This is a genomic window from Citrobacter sp. CRE-46, assembly GCF_059615875.1.
This window is the reverse complement of record NZ_CM184341.1, coordinates 3,914,195-3,937,157: the sequence shown is the minus strand read 5'-3', so window position 1 is coordinate 3,937,157 and position 22,963 is coordinate 3,914,195. Positions and strand designations below refer to the sequence as shown.

At 54.1% G+C, this 22,963-nt stretch carries 23 protein-coding genes; 18 read left to right on the top strand and 5 right to left on the bottom strand.

Translation table 11 applies throughout. The features are described 5' to 3' along the window. The first annotated feature begins 269 nt into the window (after positions 1-269). The 5 genes from AC534G_RS19310 to AC534G_RS19290 all read left to right on the top strand — a co-directional run bounded on the left by AC534G_RS19310 (position 270) and on the right by AC534G_RS19290 (position 7,672). The gene (locus tag AC534G_RS19310; RefSeq protein WP_003021513.1) at positions 270-911 is read left to right on the top strand and encodes a hydrolase; all 642 of its coding nucleotides are present in this window, start codon (positions 270-272) and stop codon (positions 909-911) included. A 173-nt stretch (positions 912-1,084) separates the two neighbouring features. Beyond that, entirely contained in the window at positions 1,085-1,630 is a 546-nt protein-coding gene (locus AC534G_RS19305) for an antibiotic biosynthesis monooxygenase (protein WP_038638169.1), read from the top strand. Positions 1,631-1,651: 21 nt separating this feature from the next. Continuing rightward, positions 1,652-3,520: an amidohydrolase gene (locus AC534G_RS19300; protein ID WP_110498643.1), complete on the top strand. Its 1,869-nt coding sequence runs from the start codon at positions 1,652-1,654 to the stop codon at positions 3,518-3,520. A gap of 136 nt (positions 3,521-3,656) precedes the next feature. Further along, positions 3,657-6,278 (top strand): DUF2339 domain-containing protein, encoded by a 2,622-nt coding sequence (locus tag AC534G_RS19295; protein WP_110498642.1) that lies wholly within the window; start codon positions 3,657-3,659, stop codon positions 6,276-6,278. Continuing rightward, on the top strand, positions 6,275-7,672 hold the full coding sequence (locus AC534G_RS19290) for a DUF3999 domain-containing protein (RefSeq protein ID WP_110498641.1): 1,398 nt from the start codon (positions 6,275-6,277) through the stop codon (positions 7,670-7,672). Before AC534G_RS19295 ends, AC534G_RS19290 begins: the two co-directional genes overlap by 4 nt. A 48-nt stretch (positions 7,673-7,720) precedes the next feature. On the opposite strand, the gene AC534G_RS19285 is transcribed toward AC534G_RS19290, so the two are convergent. Both AC534G_RS19285 and acpH read right to left on the bottom strand, forming a co-directional pair. After that, positions 7,721-8,323: a peroxiredoxin gene (locus AC534G_RS19285; RefSeq protein ID WP_003021524.1), complete on the bottom strand. Its 603-nt coding sequence runs from the start codon at positions 8,321-8,323 to the stop codon at positions 7,721-7,723. A gap of 168 nt (positions 8,324-8,491) precedes the next feature. Continuing rightward, positions 8,492-9,073 (bottom strand): ACP phosphodiesterase, encoded by a 582-nt coding sequence (gene acpH / locus AC534G_RS19280; protein ID WP_038638179.1) that lies wholly within the window; start codon positions 9,071-9,073, stop codon positions 8,492-8,494. A gap of 90 nt (positions 9,074-9,163) precedes the next feature. On the opposite strand from acpH, the gene queA reads away from it, so the two are divergent. The 7 genes from queA to AC534G_RS19245 all read left to right on the top strand — a co-directional run bounded on the left by queA (position 9,164) and on the right by AC534G_RS19245 (position 15,887). Continuing rightward, entirely contained in the window at positions 9,164-10,234 is a 1,071-nt protein-coding gene (gene queA / locus AC534G_RS19275; RefSeq protein ID WP_069323950.1) for a tRNA preQ1(34) S-adenosylmethionine ribosyltransferase-isomerase QueA, read from the top strand. Between the two features lie 53 nt (positions 10,235-10,287). Next, positions 10,288-11,415 (top strand): tRNA guanosine(34) transglycosylase Tgt, encoded by a 1,128-nt coding sequence (gene tgt, locus AC534G_RS19270; protein WP_003021535.1) that lies wholly within the window; start codon positions 10,288-10,290, stop codon positions 11,413-11,415. A 22-nt stretch (positions 11,416-11,437) separates the two neighbouring features. After that, positions 11,438-11,770 (top strand): preprotein translocase subunit YajC, encoded by a 333-nt coding sequence (yajC, locus tag AC534G_RS19265; protein WP_003021544.1) that lies wholly within the window; start codon positions 11,438-11,440, stop codon positions 11,768-11,770. 27 nt (positions 11,771-11,797) lie between these two features. Continuing rightward, complete coding sequence (gene secD / locus AC534G_RS19260; protein WP_071888113.1) at positions 11,798-13,645, top strand: protein translocase subunit SecD; 1,848 nt, start codon at positions 11,798-11,800, stop codon at positions 13,643-13,645. Positions 13,646-13,655: 10 nt separating this feature from the next. Next, positions 13,656-14,627, top strand: coding sequence for a protein translocase subunit SecF (secF, locus tag AC534G_RS19255; protein WP_038638190.1), 972 nt, complete (start codon positions 13,656-13,658; stop codon positions 14,625-14,627). Positions 14,628-14,805: 178 nt separating this feature from the next. Next, complete coding sequence (locus AC534G_RS19250) at positions 14,806-15,171, top strand: VOC family protein (protein ID WP_069323951.1); 366 nt, start codon at positions 14,806-14,808, stop codon at positions 15,169-15,171. Positions 15,172-15,194: 23 nt separating this feature from the next. Further along, positions 15,195-15,887: a helix-turn-helix transcriptional regulator gene (locus AC534G_RS19245; RefSeq protein ID WP_038638197.1), complete on the top strand. Its 693-nt coding sequence runs from the start codon at positions 15,195-15,197 to the stop codon at positions 15,885-15,887. A 45-nt stretch (positions 15,888-15,932) separates the two neighbouring features. Here AC534G_RS19245 and AC534G_RS19240 read toward each other — a convergent pair whose 3' ends face one another. After that, a complete protein-coding gene (locus tag AC534G_RS19240; RefSeq protein ID WP_003021561.1) occupies positions 15,933-16,796 on the bottom strand; it encodes a nucleoside-specific channel-forming protein Tsx in 864 nt (287 codons plus the stop codon). A 298-nt stretch (positions 16,797-17,094) separates the two neighbouring features. Continuing rightward, the gene (locus AC534G_RS19235; RefSeq protein WP_069323953.1) at positions 17,095-17,634 is read right to left on the bottom strand and encodes a SadB/YajI family lipoprotein; all 540 of its coding nucleotides are present in this window, start codon (positions 17,632-17,634) and stop codon (positions 17,095-17,097) included. Between the two features lie 154 nt (positions 17,635-17,788). Between AC534G_RS19235 and nrdR the strand changes: the two genes are divergently transcribed. The 6 genes from nrdR to pgpA all read left to right on the top strand — a co-directional run bounded on the left by nrdR (position 17,789) and on the right by pgpA (position 21,894). After that, a complete protein-coding gene (gene nrdR, locus AC534G_RS19230) occupies positions 17,789-18,238 on the top strand; it encodes a transcriptional regulator NrdR (protein WP_016152032.1) in 450 nt (149 codons plus the stop codon). A 3-nt stretch (positions 18,239-18,241) separates the two neighbouring features. Beyond that, positions 18,242-19,345 carry a bifunctional diaminohydroxyphosphoribosylaminopyrimidine deaminase/5-amino-6-(5-phosphoribosylamino)uracil reductase RibD gene (gene ribD / locus AC534G_RS19225; protein WP_038638204.1) on the top strand — a complete coding sequence of 368 codons (1,104 nt, stop codon included), beginning with the start codon at positions 18,242-18,244 and terminating at the stop codon, positions 19,343-19,345. A gap of 90 nt (positions 19,346-19,435) precedes the next feature. Continuing rightward, the gene (gene ribH, locus AC534G_RS19220; protein WP_003021575.1) at positions 19,436-19,906 is read left to right on the top strand and encodes a 6,7-dimethyl-8-ribityllumazine synthase; all 471 of its coding nucleotides are present in this window, start codon (positions 19,436-19,438) and stop codon (positions 19,904-19,906) included. Between the two features lie 19 nt (positions 19,907-19,925). Continuing rightward, complete coding sequence (nusB, locus tag AC534G_RS19215; protein ID WP_000801129.1) at positions 19,926-20,345, top strand: transcription antitermination factor NusB; 420 nt, start codon at positions 19,926-19,928, stop codon at positions 20,343-20,345. Between the two features lie 75 nt (positions 20,346-20,420). Next, on the top strand, positions 20,421-21,398 hold the full coding sequence (gene thiL, locus AC534G_RS19210; RefSeq protein ID WP_038638205.1) for a thiamine-phosphate kinase: 978 nt from the start codon (positions 20,421-20,423) through the stop codon (positions 21,396-21,398). Further along, the gene (gene pgpA / locus AC534G_RS19205) at positions 21,376-21,894 is read left to right on the top strand and encodes a phosphatidylglycerophosphatase A (RefSeq protein WP_038638206.1); all 519 of its coding nucleotides are present in this window, start codon (positions 21,376-21,378) and stop codon (positions 21,892-21,894) included. Before thiL ends, pgpA begins: the two co-directional genes overlap by 23 nt. 57 nt (positions 21,895-21,951) lie before the next feature. On the opposite strand, the gene yajO is transcribed toward pgpA, so the two are convergent. Further along, entirely contained in the window at positions 21,952-22,926 is a 975-nt protein-coding gene (yajO, locus tag AC534G_RS19200) for a 1-deoxyxylulose-5-phosphate synthase YajO (protein ID WP_042310115.1), read from the bottom strand. Between the last annotated feature and the right edge of the window lie 37 nt (positions 22,927-22,963).

The following is a 22,963-nucleotide window of genomic DNA, read 5'->3' as shown; positions in this document are numbered from 1 at the left end:
AGAAAATATCCTGAAAAATAAACTCCTCTGTTGTACCGAATGAAGAAAAACAATGCCAGTGAATAAATTAGATGAGTCATGCGCATTTTTTTGATGTTGTTTAGGATATATCGCAACACAGAATTAATAGTTTCACAGGATGGTTAGTTTTCTTTAATAACTCGTTAGAAATTTCCCGCTATACTCAACAAGCTTTCTGATTCAGGATCCTGCTGCTGACGGCAGATACAGACCGTTGCCTTTTAACTTATTGATTAAGAAGGTGTGTTATGTCTATTCGGGAACTGATTGACCCTCAAAACTCTACGCTGATTTTTATTGATCATCAGCCGCAAATGTCATTTGGTGTGGCAAATATTGATCGCCAGACTTTGAAAAATAATACTGTGGCATTAGCGAAAGCCGGCAAGATATTTAATGTTCCAGTGATTTATACCTCTGTGGAAACAAAAAGTTTTAGCGGCTATATCTGGCCGGAATTGTTAGCGGTTCACCCCGATGTGAAGCCTATTGAACGCACGTCTATGAACTCCTGGGAAGATGCGGCGTTTGTGAAAGCCGTGGAAGCGACCGGACGCAAAAAATTGATTATCTCCGCGCTGTGGACCGAAGTCTGCCTGACCTTCCCGGCGCTGATGGCGCTGGAAGCGGGTTATGAAGTGTATGTGGTGACCGACACGTCCGGCGGCACGTCTGTGGATGCCCACGAGCGTTCTATTGACCGGATGGTGCAGGCGGGCGCAGTCCCCGTAACCTGGCAACAGGTTCTTCTTGAGTACCAGCGTGACTGGTCCCGCAAAGAAACCTACGACGCCGTAATGGATTTGGTGCGCGAACATAGCGGCGCCTACGGTATGGGCGTGGATTACGCCTATACCATGGTGCATGGCGCGCCGGAACGTAAAGCCTAAATACACTTCATCCTTCATGCTGCATCTTTGTTGGCTTCGCTTGCGTACCCCGGTCACTTACTGATGTAAGCTCCCGGGGATCCACAACCGTGCCGCCTCGATGCACCATGAATGGTTTTGTGTATTGCTTTCCTGGCCTAAGCGGTCTGTTTCCTCTCAACAAGGAACCCTTCATGGCGCAGAACAAACATGTGACGTTGGTGATTACCCATACCCTGCAGCCTGAGCAGGCGCGGCGGTATGAGCAGTGGCTGGGGAAAATCATGCCGGTGGCGGCCGAGTTTCCCGGTCATCTCGGGGCGAATGTGATTCGCCCTGCGGAGGGCGAGAATCTGTGGAACATTATTATCCGCTTCGACACGCTGGAGCATTTGTACAACTGGACCCAGTCCGATACGCGCCGTGTGCTGGTGGAAGAGATAGCTCCGCTGCTGGCAGAAGGTGACAAAACCGAAATTCGTACCGAAGCGGCGTTCTGGTTTACGCCGCCCGCGCCCCATGTACGCCAGCCCAGGCGCTGGAAACAGTTCCTGATAACTCTGCTGGTGATTTTTCCCAGCACTAACCTGGTGCCGTGGTTGACCGGCATTGTGCTGCCTGCAATGAAGGGCTCGTTACTCCTGCATCTTATCAATGATGCGTGTGTGGTTGCGCTGGTGGTCTGGTTCTGGATGCCCATCGTAACCCGTCTGTTTGCCGGATGGCTGAAAAAAGCCTGACCGGTTTCTCAGGAGATTGTTATGTCGCAAACTGCCACACTGATTCTGACTCACGGAAAAATTCATACTCTCGACAGACAAAGCCCACAGGTCGAGGCGGTCGCGATCGCCAACGGGAAGATCCTGGCGACCGGTAACCACGACCGGATCATGAGCTTTGCCGCCGAAGGAACGCAGATTGTCGATCTGCAAGGACATACGGTGATCCCCGGCTTAAATGATTCACACCTGCACCTGATTCGCGGTGGTCTGAATTACAACCTGGAACTGCGTTGGGAAGGCGTACCGTCGCTGGCGGATGCACTACGCATGCTCAAAGAGCAGGCTGACAGAACGCCGTCGCCGCAATGGGTGCGCGTGGTAGGCGGCTGGAGCGAATTCCAGTTTGCCGAACGGCGCATGCCGACTCTGGAAGAACTGAATGAAGCCGCGCCAGATACCCCGGTATTTGTTCTGCATCTGTACGACAGGGCGTTGCTGAATCGCGCGGCGCTGAAAGCCGTGGGCTACACCAAAGCGACGCCGGATCCGGCAGGCGGTGAGATTGTGCGTGATAGCAACGGCAACCCGACCGGAATGCTGATCGCCAAACCCAACGCCATGATCCTTTATTCGACGCTGGCGAAAGGGCCAAAGCTGCCGCTGGAAATGCAGGTCAATTCGACCCGCCAGTTTATGCGCGAGCTGAACCGTCTGGGACTGACCAGCGCCATTGATGCGGGCGGCGGCTTTCAGAACTACCCGGAAGATTACGAGATCATTGAGCAGTTGCACGCCAACAAGCAGATGACGGTGCGCATCGCCTACAACTTGTTTACTCAGCGTCCTAAGCAGGAGCTGGAGGACTTTGAACGCTGGACCGATATGCTCAAGCCCGGACAGGGCACCGATTTCTACCGTGCTAATGGCGCAGGGGAAATGTTGGTCTTCTCGGCCGCTGATTTTGAAGATTTCCTGCAACCACGTCCGGATCTGCCGGAAGGTATGGAAGAAGAACTGGAACGCGTGGTTCGCCACCTGGTGGAGCATCGCTGGCCGTTCCGTCTGCATGCCACCTATGATGAATCCATCAGCCGCATGCTGGATGTGTTCGAGAAGGTGAATCGCGATATCCCGTTCAATGGCCTGCACTGGTTCTTCGATCACGCCGAAACGATTACCGAACGCAATATCGAGCGCGTCAAAGCGTTGGGCGGCGGGATAGCGGTTCAGCACCGAATGGCGTTCCAGGGGGAGTATTTTGTCGATCGCTATGGCAAAGACGCGGTCAAGCATACGCCGCCGGTGGCGAAAATGCTGGCGGCTGCTGTTCCGGTAGGGCTGGGGACTGACGCCACCCGCGTGGCCAGCTATAACCCGTGGACCGCGCTGTACTGGCTGGTTTCGGGCCGTACCGTTGGTGGTATGGCGATGTATGATGATAACAATCGCCTGCCGCGCGATGTGGCGCTGGAACTGTGGACGGCCGGTAGCGCCTGGTTCTCCAGCGAACAGGGTAAGAAAGGGCGTATCGAGAAAGATCAACTGGCCGACCTGGTGGTGCTGTCTAAAGATTATTTCAGCGTGCCGGAAGAAGAGATCAAAGGCATCGAGTCGGTGATGACTATTGTCGATGGTAAAGTCGTGTACGCAGCCGGGCATTTCACGCCGCTGGCACCGCCAGCCATTCCGGTTGTGCCGGACTGGTCGCCGGTGGTGAAGGTGCCGGGGCACTATCGCTCAGCGCCGCCTGCTGCGGCGAAAATTGGCGCAATGGTACAGATGCACCAGTGCTGTGGTAGCTGCGGCGTACACGGTCATCAGCATGACATCGCGCGTAAGTCGGGGATTCCGGTGTCAGATGACAGGGCTTTCTGGGGCGCGCTGGGTTGTTCCTGTTTTGCGTTTTAATCTCTCATCACAGCCCCTGGCCAAACGCAGGGGCTGATTGGCTTTTCTGAAAAGCGGGTCATAGTGTTAACAGATATGGCACAGCTGCAACAATTTGTGTCATTCTGGTCTGTCTTTACACAGTGAAGGTGGAAACATGGATGAGCTGCTAACCCTTGGCTGCATTGTTTTATTCTTCGCGTTGGTCGTGGTTCCTGGTCTCGCGATCGTGGCATACAGACGCAGTGCGGCGGTACGTTCTGAGCTGGCGGCCTTGCGCCGTCGGGTAGAGGAACTTGAGCTGCGCGGTGTAGCGTCAGAGTCTGTGGCACAGGCTGCCGCCGATGCGCCAACGCCTGCGATGAGCAGCGTGGCGCCGGAACCTGACGCTGAGCCGACGCCTGAACCCGTTAACCCGTGGTCTTCACAGCAAAAGCCGGATAAAGCGGCGGTCTCCACGCCCAACGCCCAGCGGCCTTCTGCTTTTGGCGGGGTGATATCATCGCTGGTGCGCTGGTTTATGCAGGGCAACCCGTTGGCAAAGCTCGGTATATTGCTCCTGTTCCTGGGACTTTCTTTCCTGCTGCGTTACACCGTCGAACATTCTCTGTTTCCGCTTGAGCTGCGCCTGGTGGCGGCCGCGCTGTTTGCTATTGTCCTGTTGGCGCTGGGCTGGCGGTTGCGGCATAAGCAACCGGTCTATGCGCTGATCTTACAGGGCGGGGCCACGGGAGCACTCTATCTCACCGTCTTTGGCGCGTTCCGGCTGTGGCAAATGCTGCCAATGACGCTGGCATTTGCGCTGCTGGTGGCGATTTGCGCGGCGAGCGTGGGTCTGGCTATTTTGCAAAAGGCACTCAGCCTGGCGATGCTGGCAAGCCTTGGTGGCTATCTCGCGCCGCTGCTGCTTTCCTCCGGCGGCGGCAGTCATGTCGCGCTTTTCTCTTTCTATCTTCTGCTCTCGGTCGGCATTCTCGCCATTAGCATCTGGCAGCACTGGCGGGAGCTGAATCTGCTCGGCCTGCTGTTTACCTTTGGCGTTGGCGGTTTGTGGGGGCTGGAGGACTATCGACCTGAGTATTACCTGAGCTGCCAACTGTTCCTGATCGCCAACACCCTTATTTTTGGCGTGCTGAGCGTGGCGCTGTCGCTTCGTGCGCAGGAAAAAGGCAAGCAGATTATTGATGGCGTGCTGCTGTTTGCCCCTCCGCTGGTAGGTTTTGGCATGCAGTACGCCATTACGCGGCATATGGCATATGGTCCGGCGCTGAGCGCGCTAGGCTACGGTGGTTTCTATCTGGTGTTGGCGACGCTGGCGTTGCGGCGTTCGTCTTTGCCGGGGAGACCGCTGGTATTGGCTGCCCTGGCGCTTGGCGGCGCATTTACTACCCTGGCTATCCCGTTGGCGCTTTCAGCCCGTTGGACGGCGATGGCCTGGTCGCTGGAGGGACTTGGGATCCTCTGGCTGGGTATCCAACAGCAGCAGCGACGCATGAGTTATAGCGGTATGGCGCTGCTCGTGCTGGCCGTGGGCAGCGCGCTATGGGCGCTGGCGAACGGCACAACTGCGCTCTCAGTGATGCTGATATTTGCCGTGCTTAGCCTCAGTTGGCTGGCTGCCGCATGGCTATGGCGCAGCATTCGGATGCAGGGCAGTTGGGGGCTACTCGCTGGCGGTTTACTTTTCTGGATTACTGCCCTCGTTGCGCTATCGCAGCTCGTCCTGAAGCAGGAGCGGTGGGTGCTGTCTGGCGTGTTGGCATTAATGGCGGTATCGGTCTGGGGCTGGCGTACGATTGCTGGTCGCCTGGCATGGCGGGAGCTGGATGCCAGTAAATGGCTGTTATGGCCGACGATGCTGGTGATGCTGATGTATCAGATCTCTTGGCAGCAGATTTTTGCTGCGGGCTGGCCGAATCTGGCCTGGTGCGCGGCGCTAATTGTTGCAGTGGCGCTGCTCTGGCGTGACGCACAGATATTACCGCCAACGCTTTCCCGGCTGGCGCATTTGTCATTCTTCTGGATGATTGTACTGGCGCTGGCGGTTGAGCTGTTCTGGTTCGCCCAGGCGCTACCGTGGGGGAAGGCCGCGTGGGGAAGCGGCCTGATGATGGCGGCTGGCGGGTTGCTGATTTTCCTGGTTTATCAAGCTGTTCAGCGCAAGCTCTGGCCATTTCGTATCTGGCCAGCCTTATATTCTGTGCAGGCGATGGTTCCCGTTGCGCTGGTGCTGGTCGGTCTGCTCGTGTTGACGAATTTACAGGATGGCGTGGTTTATCGTCAGACGTATCTGCCGTTGCTCAACCCGCTGGAAGAGGGCGCAGCTTTTGCCCTGCTAGGGTTGATCATGTTTTATCGCGCGTCTGAACGCTATTTCCCGGTGCAGCTTTCGGTGTGCCGCCCATGGCCGGTTGTGGCGCTGATGGCGCTCTGCTTTTGGTGGCTTAATGGTTTGTTGCTGCGCGCGTTGTCCTGGTATGGTGAAGTTGCGTGGAATGTACACGCCCTGTGGGATTCGCGGTTGATTCAAACCTGTTTTGCTCTGTTCTGGATGCTCACGGCATTGGTGGTGATGCTGCAGGCAACCCGGCGTCGCTCGCGGCAGGAATGGCTGTGTGGAGCCGTTTTGCTGGGGATAGTCATTATTAAACTGATGCTGGTGGACAGCGCGGGAGGCGGCGGCCTGGCGCGCGCGGTCGCGTTTATTGGCGTCGCCATTCTGGTGCTGATTATCGGGTATTTTTCACCCTTACCGCCGAAAGCTGGAGAAGAAAAATGAAATGGATTAAAGCGGTTCTCTGGAGTGCTCTGTTAGGAGCAACCGGCGCGGCGTGGGGCAGTAATACGGTTACGGATGCGCCTGCAGACTACGCGAACGGCATGAAGCTCTTAACGCCGGGGTCAGAGCAATGGTATAGCCTGCCTCTCCCTTTAGCGGTGTACCATGAGGCAGTCTGGCCGGATTTACGTGATATCCGGGTGTTCAACCGTCAGGGCGAGGTAGTGCCTTTCACTCTGCTGGCAGAAAAAACGCAGGCAACGTCCCCGAGAACGATTCCTCTGCGCCTTTTTCCGTTTGATTCTACGGTGCAACAGGTGACGCCAAAGCAAGATGATGAAAGACCCGCAGTCCTGCTTCGTGCTAAAAATGGCATCGAAATTCGCTTCGAAAGTGAAAACCTTCAATCCATCGGGCAGAGTTATTTAATCGCCTTGCCAGACGATGTCAAAGAGACGCCATCGCTGTCCCAGTTGCGTTTGAACTGGGATGCGCCAGCGAAAAACTGGCAGGGAACGGCATCGCTTTATTACAGCCGAGATTTACGTGACTGGAGGTTGATTACAGGAAATGCGCCGCTGATGGATCTAACGCATAGCGACGACCGGTTGAAAATGGACACCTTAGGCGTCGATGATTTGCGCATGTCCGCTGGTGGTGTCCCCTGGCTGTTGCTGATTCTTGATTCGCAAAGCCCTGCGTTAAATCTGACCGGCGTGAGTGCGATAACCCGTGAGGAGCCTCCGCTTACCCGGCCTGTTTCGATGGATGCTGAAGCGGAGAGAATTGCCGAAAACCAGGCGATTTGGCGCTGGTCCAGGCCGCAACCGTTGACCTCATTAAAGATTTCACTGGATTACGAAGGCGTATTGCCGGTTGAACTTGAATGGCGCAAGGGAGAAAAAGACGCCTGGCAGCCTTTAACCCGAACGGTTCTCTACAATCTGGAAAATCAGTATTCGGATGATATTCCGCTTTCCGGTGAATTAGTTGAGGCGGTCCGGATGACGACGCTTCAGGCGCGTTTACCCGCCACCTTACCCGTATTGAGAGGGGAGCGCGACAGCTATAAAGTGATTTTTAACGCGCAAGGTCAAAGCCCGTTTATCCTGGCATGGGGAAACAAAGCGGCGGAACCCGCGAGCATCAGTCTGGCGATGCTGGTCCCGGAGGCGTTACGTAAGCACAACGATCCCGATAAAATGCCGCAGGCATTGGAGGATGAACGGGTTACTCTGGGCGGTGAGGGTCGGCTGACGGCAACGTCAGTCGCTGAGCAACAAAGCCAGTGGAAAACGCTGTTGGTGTGGGGGGCGTTAATCCTTGGCGTCGCCGTACTGGCGCTGATGGCGTGGCGAATCTGGCGTGAAGTGAAAAAGGGTAATCCGACATAAACCCATAAAAAAGGCCCGCATTGCGGGCCTTTTGTCGATTCATGCCAATTACAGGCTGGAAACGTTCTCGGTCAGGTATTTTGCCACGCCGTCCGGAGACGCGTTCATACCTTCTTTACCTTTTTCCCACTGCGCCGGGCAAACGTCGCCGTGCTCTTCGTGGAACTGCAGCGCGTCAACCATGCGCAGCATTTCGTCGATGTTACGACCCAGCGGCAGATCGTTAACCACCTGGTGACGAACAACGCCGTTAGCGTCGATCAGGAAAGAACCACGCAGAGCAACGCCCGCTTCCGGGTGCTCGATGCCGTAGGCTTTCTGGATTTCGCGTTTGATGTCAGCAACCATTGCGTATTTCACCGCACCGATGCCGCCTTTGTCGACAGGGGTGTTACGCCATGCGTTGTGGACAAATTCAGAGTCGAAAGAAACGCCAACAACTTCAACGCCGCGCTTCTGGAATTCTTCGTAACGTTTGTCGAATGCGATCAGTTCAGACGGGCAAACGAAAGTGAAGTCCATCGGCCAGAAGAACAGAACGGTGGTTTTACCGTTGGTATGCTGTTTGAAGTTGAAGTTTTCAACGATCTCACCGCTACCCAGTACCGCAGCTGCTGTGAAATCCGGAGCCTGACGAGTTACCAGTACCATATAATTCTCCTGCAATGTTAAGGGGTTTTTGGAACGCAACGCGGGCCAGTATAGAGAGTGTTCGTGAATAAGACAAAGAGGCGCTGGCAATCAATGAGACAGGTTTTGTCTATCAATCTTTTACCGGATGGTGGCTAAGGCTTATCCGGCGCGTTATGCGGGCTACAATCAAAGGGTTTTACGCTGCGCCTGTTCCATCATCTGCGGATAAAACTGCCAGAAACGTTCTTCTAACGCATCATAATGCGTATCCAGGTCATACCATGAGGCGCGCAGGGCATCGAGACGCGGACGGCGGCTGGCCATGCCGTTCAGGACGTTCTGGATAAAATCCATGTCACGATAGCGCTCAAGCCATTTTTCTGACCATATATAGTTGTTTAAGTTAATAAAGCGCGGCGGCGATTCCGGCAAAATTGTGGTCACCTGGGTGCGGGCATAGCGCACAAAGTCTACCAGCGGGAAGTCTGGGGAGATTTCCGCCCAGTGGCGCGACAGAAAGTGATCCCACATCACGTCCAGCGTAATTGGCGCGACGCGGCGCGTTTCGCTACGAAACCACTCTTTGGCTTCACGCACCTGCGGCAGATTATCGGTCATCACATCGATACGACGGTGCATGAAGATGCCTTCCACCACCTCAGGCGAAAAATGCGTTTCCGGATTACCCCGGACAAAATCGGCCAGCAGATTGCCGGAAAGCGAGCTGTCGGCAAGATGAGCGAGATGCAAATGTGCAAGAAAATTCATAGTTAAACGTTTATCCAGAGGGGTAAAGGTTGCAGGGAGAACGCCCCGGCACTAGACTACCCGCCTCTTATTTTAGTCTGAGTCAGTGTCATGCGCGTTACCGATTTCACCTTTGAACTACCCGAATCCCTGATTGCCCACTATCCGCAAGCTGAGCGCAGTAGCTGCCGCTTGCTGTCATTGGACGGGCCGACGGGCGCGCTGACGCACGGTACTTTCACCGATTTGCTCGATAAGCTCAACCCTGGCGATTTGCTGGTCTTTAACAACACCCGCGTCATTCCTGCGCGTCTGTTTGGCCGTAAAGCCAGCGGCGGTAAGATTGAAGTGCTGGTCGAACGCATGCTGGATGACAAGCGTATCTTGGCACACATTCGCGCCTCGAAAGCGCCGAAGCCGGGTGCCGAGCTGCTATTGGGCGACGATGAAAGTATTAAAGCGACGATGGTTGCCCGTCACGACGCGCTGTTTGAAGTGGCGTTTGACGACGAACGCAGCGTGCTTGATATCCTCAATGCCATCGGCCATATGCCGTTGCCGCCGTATATTGACCGCCCGGACGAAGACGCCGACCGCGAGCTGTACCAGACCGTGTATAGCGAAAAACCGGGTGCCGTCGCTGCGCCGACCGCGGGGCTGCACTTTGACGAGCCGCTGCTGGCGAAACTGCGCGCTAAAGGCATTGAAATGGCGTTCGTTACGTTGCACGTCGGCGCGGGTACCTTCCAGCCGGTGCGCGTAGACACTATCGAAGACCACATTATGCACTCTGAATATGCGGAAGTGCCGCAGGATGTGGTTGACGCGGTGCTGGCGGCGAAAGCGCGTGGCAACCGCGTGATAGCCGTGGGCACAACGTCCGTTCGCTCACTGGAAAGCGCGGCGCAGGCTGCCAAAAATGATCTCATTGCGCCGTTCTTCGGCGATACGCAGATATTTATTTATCCAGGTTATAAATACCAGGTGATTGATGCCCTGGTCACCAACTTCCACCTGCCGGAATCGACGCTGATCATGCTGGTTTCTGCGTTTGCTGGTTATAAAAACACCATGCACGCCTACCACGAAGCGGTAAAAGCGGAATATCGCTTTTTTAGTTACGGAGATGCGATGTTTATCACGTACAATCCGCAGGCTATTTCTGAGCGTGTCGGGGAATAAATTTCCGGCATGAGTATTTAACGTCGGACTGTTTTTCTGACGCAGGAGTTAAGATGAAATTTGAACTGGACACCACAGACGGTCGCGCGCGTCGCGGCCGCCTGGTTTTTGATCGTGGCGTAGTGGAAACGCCAGCCTTTATGCCCGTTGGTACTTACGGCACCGTAAAAGGCATGACGCCGGAAGAAGTTGAAGCCACCGGCGCGCAGATCATTCTCGGCAACACTTTCCACCTGTGGCTACGCCCGGGTCAGGAAATCATGAAGCTGCACGGCGATCTGCACGATTTCATGCAGTGGAAAGGGCCAATCCTTACCGATTCCGGCGGCTTCCAGGTTTTCAGTCTGGGCGATATCCGCAAGATCACCGAGCAGGGCGTGCATTTCCGCAACCCGATCAACGGCGATCCGATTTTCCTCGATCCTGAGAAATCAATGGAGATTCAATACGATCTCGGTTCCGATATCGTGATGATCTTCGACGAATGTACACCGTACCCGGCCGACTGGGACTATGCTAAACGCTCAATGGAGATGTCTCTGCGTTGGGCGAAGCGCAGTCGCGACCGTTTTGACAGTCTCGGCAACAAAAATGCGCTTTTTGGCATCATTCAGGGCAGCGTTTACGAAGATTTACGTGATATCTCTGTCAAAGGTCTGGTAGATATCGGCTTTGATGGCTACGCTGTCGGCGGTTTGGCTGTCGGTGAGCCGAAGGAAGATATGCACCGCATTCTGGAGCATGTTTGCCCACAGATTCCGGCAGATAAACCGCGTTACCTGATGGGCGTCGGCAAACCAGAAGATCTGGTTGAAGGCGTACGTCGCGGTATCGATATGTTTGACTGCGTGATGCCAACGCGAAATGCCCGTAATGGTCATTTGTTTGTGACTGACGGCGTGGTAAAAATTCGTAACGCGAAACATAAAAGCGACACCAGTCCGCTCGATGCTGAGTGTGATTGCTACACCTGTCGCAATTATTCGCGCGCTTACTTGCATCATCTCGACCGTTGCAACGAAATATTAGGCGCGCGTCTCAACACGATTCATAACCTTCGCTACTACCAGCGTTTGATGGCGGGTTTACGCAAGGCTATTGAAGAGGGTAAATTAGAGAGCTTCGTGACCGATTTTTACCAACGTCAGGGTCGACCAGTTCCACCTGTGAACGTTGATTAATTTTAATAATGAGGGAATTTGAATGAGCTTTTTTATTTCTGATGCGGTAGCGGCAACAGGTGCTCCGGCGCAGGGCAGCCCGATGTCTCTGATTCTGATGCTGGTGGTGTTTGGTCTGATTTTCTACTTTATGATCCTGCGTCCCCAACAAAAGCGTACCAAAGAACACAAAAATCTGATGAACTCCATTGCGAAAGGCGATGAAGTGCTGACTAACGGTGGTCTGGTGGGTCGCGTGACCAAAGTAGCAGAATCTGGCTACATCGCTATTGCGCTGAACGATACCACTGAAGTGGTTATTAAACGTGATTTCGTAGCTGCCGTTCTGCCGAAAGGCACCATGAAGGCGCTGTAATTTATTGTTTTCCCAAAGGGAACTGCCGTGTTAAACCGTTATCCTTTGTGGAAGTACATTATGCTGGTCGTCGTGATTGTCGTCGGCCTGCTTTACGCACTTCCCAACCTGTATGGTGAGGATCCGGCTGTTCAAATCACTGGCGTGCGCGGTGCCGCCGCCAGTGAGCAAACGCTGATCCAGGTCCAGAAAACGTTACAAGAAGATAAAATCACACCTAAGTCTGTGGCTCTGGAAGAGGGTGCTATTCTTGCGCGCTTCGACTCCACTGATACCCAACTGCGCGCACGTGAAGTGCTGATGGGCGTGCTGGGCGATCAATACGTCGTGGCGCTTAACCTTGCTCCGGCAACCCCGCGCTGGCTGGCAGCCATTCACGCAGAACCGATGAAACTCGGCCTTGACCTGCGTGGCGGCGTTCACTTCCTGATGGAAGTGGATATGGATACCGCGCTGAGTAAGTTGCAGGAACAAAATATCGATAGCCTGCGCAGCGATCTGCGTGAAAAAGGCATTCCTTATACTACCGTTCGTAAAGAAGATAACTACGGCCTGAGCATCACCTTCCGTGACAGCAGCGCCCGTGATGAAGCTATCTCTTATCTGAGCAAGCGTCACCAGGATCTGGTTATTTCCAGCCAGGGCAGCAATGCTCTGCGTGCGGTGATGACCGATGCGCGACTGAGTGAAGCCCGTGAATACGCGGTACAGCAGAACATCAATATTCTGCGTAATCGTGTGAACCAGTTGGGTGTTGCTGAGCCGGTGGTACAACGTCAGGGCGCTGACCGTATTGTCGTCGAACTGCCGGGTATTCAGGATACCGCGCGCGCGAAAGAAATTCTGGGTGCAACCGCGACGCTGGAATTCCGTCTGGTAAACACCAACGTTGACCAGTCTGCTGCGGCATCCGGGCGCGTGCCGGGTGATTCGGAAGTGAAACAGTCTCGTGAAGGTCAGCCGGTTGTGCTGTACAAACGCGTGATCCTGACCGGTGACCATATCACCGATTCCACTTCCAGCCAGGACGAATACAATCAGCCGCAGGTTAACATCTCGCTGGATAGCGCGGGTGGTAACATCATGTCCAACTTCACCAAGGACAACATCGGTAAGCCGATGGCGACCCTGTTTGTGGAGTACAAAGACAGCGGTAAGAAAGATGCCAACGGTCGCGCTGTGCTGGTGAAACAGGAAGAGGTGATTAACATCGCCAACATCCAGTCTCGTCTGGGTAACAGCTTCCGTATCACCGGTATCAACAACCCGAACGAAGCGCGTCAGCTTTCTCTGCTGTTACGTGCCGGTGCATTGATCGCGCCGATTCAGATTGTTGAAGAACGTACCATCGGCCCAACCCTGGGTATGCAGAACATCAAACAGGGTCTGGAAGCCTGTCTGGCCGGTCTGGTGGTGTCTATCCTGTTCATGATCTTCTTCTATAAGAAGTTCGGCCTGATTGCGACCAGCGCGCTGATCGCTAACCTGGTGCTGATTGTCGGCATTATGTCGCTGTTGCCGGGAGCCACGCTGAGTATGCCGGGGATTGCAGGGATCGTCTTAACCCTTGCCGTCGCGGTTGATGCTAACGTACTGATCAACGAACGTATCAAAGAAGAGTTGAGTAACGGTCGTTCGGTACAGCAGGCCATCAATGAAGGTTATGCGGGCGCATTTAGCTCCATCTTCGATGCGAACATTACGACGCTGATTAAGGTCATTATCCTGTACGCAGTCGGCACCGGGGCAATTAAAGGGTTCGCGATTACTACCGGTATTGGGGTAGCGACGTCGATGTTTACCGCAATTGTCGGTACACGTGCCATCGTAAACCTGTTGTATGGCGGCAAGCGCGTCAAAAAGCTGTCAATCTGAGGAGTGCGAAGTGGCACAGGAATATACTGTTGAACAATTGAACCACGGCCGTAAAGTCTGGGACTTTATGCGCTGGGACTACTGGGCTTTCGGCATTTCAGGTTTTCTGCTGATCGCGGCCATCGTGATTATGGGCGTGCGCGGCTTTAACTGGGGTCTCGATTTCACCGGTGGTACGGTCATTGAAATCACGCTGGAAAAACCAGCTGAAATGGACGTGATGCGCGATGCGCTGGAGAAAGCGGGCTTTGTTGATCCGCTTCTGCAAAACTTCGGCAGCAGCCACGACATTATGGTGCGTATGCCGCCAACTGAAGGCGCAGACGGCGGTCAGGTGCTGGGTAGCAAAGTGTTGAGTGTGATTAATGAATCCACCAACCAAAACGCCGCGGTGAAACGAATTGAATTCGTGGGGCCGAGCGTGGGTGCAGACCTGGCGCAAACCGGTGCGATGGCGCTGATGGCGGCGCTGATCTCAATCCTGGTGTACGTCGGTTTCCGCTTTGAGTGGCGACTGGCAGCAGGGGTAGTTATCGCGCTGGCGCACGACGTAATCATCACACTTGGGATCCTGTCGTTGTTCCATATCGAGATTGACCTGACTATCGTCGCATCGCTGATGTCGGTAATCGGTTACTCGCTGAACGACAGTATCGTCGTCTCTGACCGTATTCGTGAAAACTTCCGCAAAATTCGTCGCGGTACGCCTTACGAAATCTTTAACGTGTCATTGACGCAGACGCTGCACCGTACGTTGATTACGTCCGGTACGACGTTGATGGTTATTCTGATGCTTTTCCTGTTCGGTGGTCCGGTACTGGAAGGCTTCTCGCTGACCATGCTTATCGGTGTTTCCATCGGTACCGCGTCTTCTATCTACGTGGCATCGGCGCTGGCGCTGAAGCTGGGTATGAAGCGTGAGCACATGCTGCAGCAGAAGGTCGAGAAAGAAGGGGCGGATCAACCGTCGATTCTGCCTTAAGCGACGCAGAGCGTGTGAAGCGTAAGAACTGGAATCCCGATCGCAAGGTCGGGATTTTTTTTGCTTATGCTTTAGCGGCTGAGCATTATCTTTTTCTGTCGCCACACTACTGACAGTATGCTGTCAGTAGCCCTGTCTTATAGTCCTTCTGAGATTACCCACACAGGCAGGAGGAAGTATGAACAACGTAATTAACTGGTTTGAAATTCCCGTGGCACAAATGGAGCGCGCCATCGCTTTTTATGAGCCAGTGATGCAGGTTTCTTTGCGTCGGGAGAATATGGACTGCGCCGAGCTGGCCGTATTCCCGCATCAGGATCCCGCTCCTGGCGGGGCGTTGGCTAAATTTGACGGTATTTCGCCTTCAGCGCAGGGCGCTATTATTTATCTGCATACGGACAATTTGGCTGCCACGCTTGAACGCGTCGCCACCGCTGGCGGTCAATGCGTGTTTGGCCCGCTCGAACTGGGGCAGGACATTGGTACGATTGCGCTATTTACTGACAGTGAAGGCAATCGTGTTGGTTTACATCAACCCGCGTAATATTTTCAGGCCAGAGGATTAAAATGAGTAGACGCGCCGACCGTTTGTTTCAGATTGTACAAATCCTGCGTGGCAGGCGAGTGACAACGGCGGCGCTGCTGGCAGAACGTCTTGACGTTTCTGAACGGACGATTTATCGCGATATTCGCGATCTCTCTTTATCCGGCGTGCCCATTGAAGGCGAAGTGGGCAGCGGATACCGCTTAATGGCCGGGTTTGATCTGCCACCGTTGATGTTAACCCATCACGAATCAGAAGCATTGATGGTCGCGATTCGGTTGCTGAAAACATGGGGCGGGGATTCACTTTCACAGGCACTGGAGTCCGCGCAGGAAAAAGTGCTGGCGATATTGCCGCCAGAGAGTCGCCGCAGGGCCGAGCAAACGCGGATTTTTGCGCCAGATTTTGGTAATCAGCCGCATTCACGCAGTGCCTTCGATCTCATACATCGCGCGGTTTCGGCGCAGCAGACGCTGGCGCTGCATTATCGAGATGAGTCCGGGAACCTCTCCTGGCGCGACGTTCAGCCGCTGGGATTATTTTTCTGGGGCGAGCACTGGCTTCTGGTTGCCTGGTGCGAGAAGCGTGACGATTATCGCTGCTTTCGCGTTGATCGCTGTCTGAAGATCACGCTGCTCGACAGGCATTTTCGTGAATCGGCAGATCGCTCGCTAAGTGACTTTTTACGTAAAGTACGTTGTGAAGACCAGCCGTAAAAAAGCCAGCGGTTAAGCTGGCTTGTCTGCGATAAATTGTCTGGATTAGAAGTTGTAACCTACGACCAGATAACCACCCCAACCGGTTGATTTCGCGCTGAAGTCGCCTTCGCCCCAGTTCAGGGTATCCCCACCTTTCCACTGGCCGCCGTTATGGAAATAACGCGCGACTACGGAGTAGTGCCAGTGATCGTAGTTCAGCGCCAGCACGTGGCTGGAAGCGATAGAGTTGCTGGTACGGTTAGGATCATCACCCAAATCTGAACCCCAGTCGAAGTTGGTGAAGCCAATATAGGTCAACTGACCGCCCCAAACCTGGGTGATCGGCACAAAGTATTTCACTTTGAAACGGTAACCATCCCACTCGTTTTCGTTGGATGCGCCATAGTTCTGCCACTGGTATTTAGCATACACGTTCAGGGACAGACCCATCGGCAGCCCGGTGTCGATATCGGTACCCAGACCCATATACCAGGTGCTCTGGCGGCTGGCTTTGTTATCACCCATATCGTAGATGTAGTTGTTGGCGAAGTACCATTCTTTGAATGGTCCAAAGCTCAGGTCAGCACCGGTCAGCTTGTCGATGGAGAAACGCGGTTCGATTTCCATAAACAGCGGAGAACCGTCAGACCAGATACCTTTGTCGTTACCGTTACCCCAGTCGAAGGTTTTCGGGATATCGATGTAGCCATAGAAATCAAACCAGTCTTTTTTGGCAAACGCTTCGTATTCCAGATACACGTCGTTGTTCAGTTTCGGAGAGAAACGGGTGTGGTAGCTGCCCACCACGTTGACGCTTTGGTGCCACCAGTCGGACAGATATTGCGGTTTGTCATTTTCTGCTGCATTGGCAGTAAAAGACGAGGAGAGCGCCAGCACTGCACCGGCTGCAAGTAATGTTTTTTTCATATGTATGCCACGGTTTGAAATCCCTTTCGGGAGTGAAAAATGCGCAAATTGCGTTTCTAAATATTTCGTAATTCTTCGGAGCCTATTATAAAAATCATTGTTCACAAAAATATGTCTTGTTTCACAGTTCTATCATTTACGTAATCGATTGCGTTCACGTTTGCGTACTTTAGGCGGCGAATTGTACTGGCTCTGATGAATGTTGCCAAGTTTTGCCAGAAATATCGGTTATGTCAGGGGAGTAACAAAAGGGGACGAATTGATGTTGCGGAACGCACAAAACGTTCCGCAAAAAAGTTTATTGGCTAACAGGCTGTACGTCGTGAATGCGAACAAATCCCAACTGGTCGGGGGAGAGACCATTTATCTGCAACGGAATGTCTACGTCGCTGGGGGCAAGAATACTTGCCGGGGCATTGACCAGTTGATTTTGAACATTCACTTCCTGGTAATTCTCTGTAGTGCCCTGAATTTGTCCGTACTCTACGGTGGCGCTGAAGGCGGGCAAGGGCGTATTGGACTCGCCCTGAATGCGTAGCGTTAACCGTGTGCCATCGGCGTTTGGCGCAATATTCACCAGCGACATACGTAGCGTGCCGATCTGGCTTTCCAGCCGGGCAGGCGTTTTGGAGCCCGGCAACAGATAGGCGCCACTGGTCGATTTGGCATTCAACATATTTTGTTGCGTAATTTTTACCGTTTCCTGATTAAGCTGCGTCATCTCTTTATTTAGCGTGCTTACGCTTTGATGCATCTGGCGTACTTCGCTTTGCTGTGCGCAGGCGCTAAGACTAAAGAGGCTTCCCACCAGGAGAATTCTTAGGTAACGTCTTGTCATTGTGATTACTTCCTTCATTGTCGCGATAGCATAATGGTAGTGTGCACAGAGCACGAAGGCATCGATCCTTTGTCTCAAAAGCGCTGCGCCTTTGTTGTCACGCCAGTTCAGGGTAAAATAGATTTCTGTGAACCACTGAGGTACAGGACGCCGTATGCATTGCCCATTCTGTTTCGCCGTAGACACTAAGGTAATTGACTCTCGTCTTGTAGGCGAGGGCTCCTCAGTACGCCGCCGTCGGCAGTGTCTGGTCTGTAACGAACGTTTCACCACTTTTGAAGTGGCTGAACTTGTCATGCCGCGCGTTGTGAAGAGCAACGATGTGCGTGAACCCTTTAATGAAGATAAGCTGCGCAGCGGCATGCTCAGAGCGCTGGAGAAACGCCCGGTCAGCTCAGATGACGTCGAAATGGCGTTAAACCATATCAAATCACAACTGCGTGCGACTGGCGAGCGTGAGGTGCCGAGTAAGATGATCGGCAACCTGGTGATGGAGCAGTTGAAAAAGCTCGATAAAGTCGCTTACATCCGCTTTGCTTCGGTTTACCGCAGTTTCGAAGATATCAAAGAATTTGGCGAAGAGATTGCTCGCCTACAGGACTAAGCCATGCAGGATGAATTGTACATGGCGCGCGCGCTGAAGCTTGCTGCGCGCGGACGTTTCACTACTCACCCAAATCCCAACGTCGGCTGCGTGATTGTTAAGGACGGGGAGATTGTCGGTGAAGGATATCATCACCGCGCGGGCGAGCCGCATGCCGAAGTCCATGCCCTGCGCATGGCCGGAGAAAAAGCGCAAGGGGCAACCGCCTACGTGACGCTTGAGCCCTGTAGTCATCATGGCCGTACGCCGCCGTGCTGCGATGCATTGATTGCGGCGGGCGTAGCACGCGTCGTTGCCGCGATGCAGGATCCCAATCCACAGGTAGCAGGCCGTGGCCTCTACCGTTTGCAGCAGGCGGGCATTGACGTCAGCCACGGGCTGATGATGAGCGAGGTTGAGCTGCTTAATAAGGGCTTTCTCAAGCGCATGCGTACAGGATTCCCGTATCTGCAGCTTAAGCTTGGCGCATCGCTCGATGGCCGTACGGCGATGGCCAGCGGGGAAAGCCAGTGGATCACCTCGCCGCAGGCGCGCCGCGATGTGCAACGGCTGCGCGCGCAAAGCCATGCCATTTTAACCAGCAGCGCGACGGTACTGGCCGACGATCCTCAGCTTACCGTGCGCTGGTCGGAGCTTGGGGAGTCAACTCAGGCGAGTTACCCGCAGGAAAATCTGCGCCAGCCGATCCGCATTGTCCTTGATAGCCAGAATCAGGTCACGCCGGAGCACCGAATTGTGCACCAGCCGGGAGAAACCTGGATTGTCCGAACGAAAGACGATACCCGCAGTTGGCCGGAGTCGGTTCGCAGTATCAAGGTGCCGGAACATAACGGGCATGTGGATTTGGTCGTGCTGATGATGCAACTGGGTAAACAGCAAATTAACAGTATTTGGGTGGAAGCTGGCCCAACGCTTGCGGGCGCGTTATTACAGGCCGGTTTGGTGGACGAGCTAATCGTGTATGTTGCGCCTAAACTGTTAGGCAGCGATGCGCGAGGATTATGTGTGCTGCCTGGGCTTGAGAAACTGGCCGACGCCCCCCATTTCAAATTCAACGAGATACGCCAGGTGGGCCCGGACGTTTGCCTGCATTTAACCACTGCGTGAGGCTTTCTGAATTAGAGGAAGCAGCGCCCAGAATATTATGATAAAATCCGCCCCCCTTACGGGGCCATAAATCGAACCCGAAGGAAGAATATGAACATTATTGAAGCTAACGTTGCTACTCCGGACGCTCGCGTCGCCATCACCATTGCGCGTTTCAACAACTTTATCAATGACAGCCTGCTGGAAGGTGCGATCGACGCCCTGAAACGTATTGGCCAGGTTAAAGATGAAAACATTACCGTCGTTTGGGTTCCAGGCGCGTATGAGCTGCCGCTAGCGGCTGACGCACTGGCGAAAACCGGTAAATACGATGCGGTGATCGCGCTCGGTACGGTGATCCGTGGCGGTACCGCGCACTTCGAATATGTGGCTGGCGGTGCAAGCAATGGCCTGGCGCATGTCGCGCAGGACAGTGGCATTCCGGTAGCCTTCGGTGTACTGACCACCGAAAGTATTGAACAAGCCATCGAACGTGCTGGCACGAAAGCCGGCAACAAAGGCGCAGAAGCTGCACTGACTGCGCTTGAAATGATTAATGTATTGAAAGCCATCAAGGCCTGATTTTTGTAAGGGGAAATCCGTGAAACCTGCTGCTCGTCGCCGCGCCCGTGAGTGTGCCGTCCAGGCGCTCTACTCCTGGCAGTTGTCCCAGAACGACATCGCTGATGTTGAATACCAGTTCCTGGCGGAACAGGACGTTAAAGATGTCGACGTTCTGTATTTCCGTGAGCTGCTGTCCGGGGTGGCGACTAACAGCGCGTACCTGGATGGATTAATGAAGCCTTACCTGTCTCGTCTGCTGGAAGAGCTGGGTCAGGTAGAAAAAGCCGTACTGCGTATTGCGCTGTTTGAACTGTCTAAACGTAGTGATGTGCCGTACAAAGTGGCTATCAACGAAGCGATTGAACTGGCGAAAACCTTCGGCGCCGAAGACAGCCATAAATTCGTTAACGGCGTACTGGATAAAGCAGCACCTGTGATTCGCCCCAACAAAAAGTAATCCCGAGGCCGGCGGAGAGTGGAACTTGTTTCCGCTATCCCCGGCTTTTTCTTTTTTTCTGCTGAGGCATAACGTATGGCATGCGGCGAATTTTCCCTGATTGCCCGTTATTTTGATCGCGTAAGAACGTCTCGTCTTGATGTCGAAACCGGTATTGGCGACGATTGCGCACTCCTGAACATCCCTGAAAAACAGACATTGGCGATCAGTACCGATACGCTGGTGGCAGGCAACCACTTCCTCCCCGACATTGATCCTACCGATCTGGCCTGGAAAGCCCTGGCGGTGAATTTAAGCGATCTGGCGGCGATGGGGGCCGATCCTGCGTGGTTGACGCTGGCACTGACGTTACCCGACGTTGATGAAGCCTGGCTTGAAGCTTTCAGCGATGGCCTGTTTGAACTCCTTAATTACTACGATATGCAACTGATTGGCGGTGATACCACGCGTGGGCCGCTGTCGATGACGTTGGGTATTCATGGCTACGTTCCTGTTGGGCGAGCCTTAAAACGTTCCGGGGCAAAACCGGGCGACTGGATTTATGTGACCGGCACGCCGGGCGACAGTGCGGCGGGACTGGCGATTTTGCAGGACCGACTGCAGGTGACAGAACCAAAAGACGCGGAGTATCTGCTGCAACGCCACCTGCGCCCAACTCCGCGTATTTTACAGGGACAAGCCCTGCGCGATCTGGCCAGTGCGGCTATCGATCTCTCCGACGGCCTGATTTCCGATCTGGGACATATCGTCAATGCCAGCGGCTGCGGCGCGCGGGTTAACGTTGACGCGCTGCCATATTCCACGGCATTCGCCCAACACGTTGAGCCGGAACAGGCGCTGCGCTGGGCGCTCTCGGGGGGGGAGGATTATGAGTTATGCTTTACCGTACCGGAAATCAACCGTGGCGCGCTGGACGTCGCGCTGGCACATCTCGGGACCTCGTTTACCTGCATCGGTCAGATGAGTGCGGATGTAGAAGGCGTCCACTTTACGCGCGATGGAAAACCCGTCACGTTCGACTGGAAAGGATATGACCATTTTGCCGCGCCTTAAAAAAGATGTCGCCAAAAGCCGCCTGAATATGCGTAATCCGTGGCATCTGTTAGCCACCGGTTTTGGTAGTGGGCTGAGTCCAATTATTCCTGGCACTATGGGATCGCTGGCGGCGATCCCGTTTTGGTATTTAATGACATTTCTGCCATGGCAGCTGTATTCGCTGGTGGTCATGCTGTCTATCTGTATCGGCGTTTATCTGTGTCATCAAACGGCGAAAGACATGGGCGTGCACGATCACGGCAGCATTGTCTGGGACGAATTTGTCGGTATGTGGATAACCCTGATGGCGCTACCGACCCTCGACTGGCAATGGGTTGCCGCCGGATTTGTGATTTTCCGTATTCTGGATATGTGGAAGCCGTGGCCGATTCGTTGGTTCGATCGCAATGTGCATGGCGGGACGGGGATCATGATCGATGATATTGTCGCCGGGATACTCTCTGCAGGTATTTTGTATTTTATCGGCCATCACTGGCCGATCGGTATCATTTAACGGGTTTGCCGGATGGCGGCGTAAACGCCTTATCCGGCTTACAATCTACAATCGCGCTTATTTAAATCCCACCACCGGGTGCTGTTTATACGGCGTCTCCAGCTCGGCAATTTGCTCCGGCTTCAGCGTTAAATCCACCGCATTGAGCAATTCATCCAGTTGTTCTTCACGCGATGTACCGATAATGGGCGCAGCCACGCCTGGTTTGCTCAGCAGCCATGCCAGCGCGACCTGCGCCCGCGTAACGCCCAGCTCCTCACTGATGCCAGCCAGCCGGGCGGCAATTTGCGCGTCGTTTTCATCGCTCTCGTTATATAAATTTTTACCGACTTCATCGGAAACCAGACGTGCGGTCGTTTCTCCCCACGGGCGGGTCAGGCGACCACGCGCCAGCGGACTCCACGGGATCACCGCGACACCTTCCTGATAGCAGAGCGGCAACATTTCGCGTTCTTCTTCGCGGTAGATCAAGTTGTAGTGATCCTGCATGCTGACGAACTGCGCCCAGCCGTGTTGCTTCTGCAAGGCCAGCGCCTGAGCAAACTGCGAAGCATGCATGGATGAGGCGCCGATATAGCGAGCTTTACCGGCTTTGACTACATCGTTAAGGGCTTCCAGCGTTTCCTCGATTGGCGTGTTGTAATCCCAGCGGTGAATTTGCAGGATGTCTACATAGTCCATGCCCAGGCGTCTGAGGCTGTCGTCGATTGAGCGCAGGATTTGTGCGCGGGATAATCCTTCTGCTAAATCATCCACCTGGTGAAAAACTTTGGTCGCGACCACGACATCTTCGCGGCGGGCGAAATCACGCAGCGCGCGGCCGACAATCTCTTCGCTGCTGCCAGCGGAGTAGCTGTTGGCGGTATCGAAAAAGTTAATGCCGCCCTCAAGGGCGTGTTTGATTATCGGGCGGCTGCTCTCTTCAGGCAGCGTCCAGGCGTGATTACCGCGATTGGGCTCGCCAAACGTCATGCAGCCCAGGCAAAGGCGGGAGACCCGGAGGTCGGTTTTTCCTAAGGTGTTGTATTGCATTCATTCGCTCCTGCTTAGCGTGTTATTCATTAAGCAT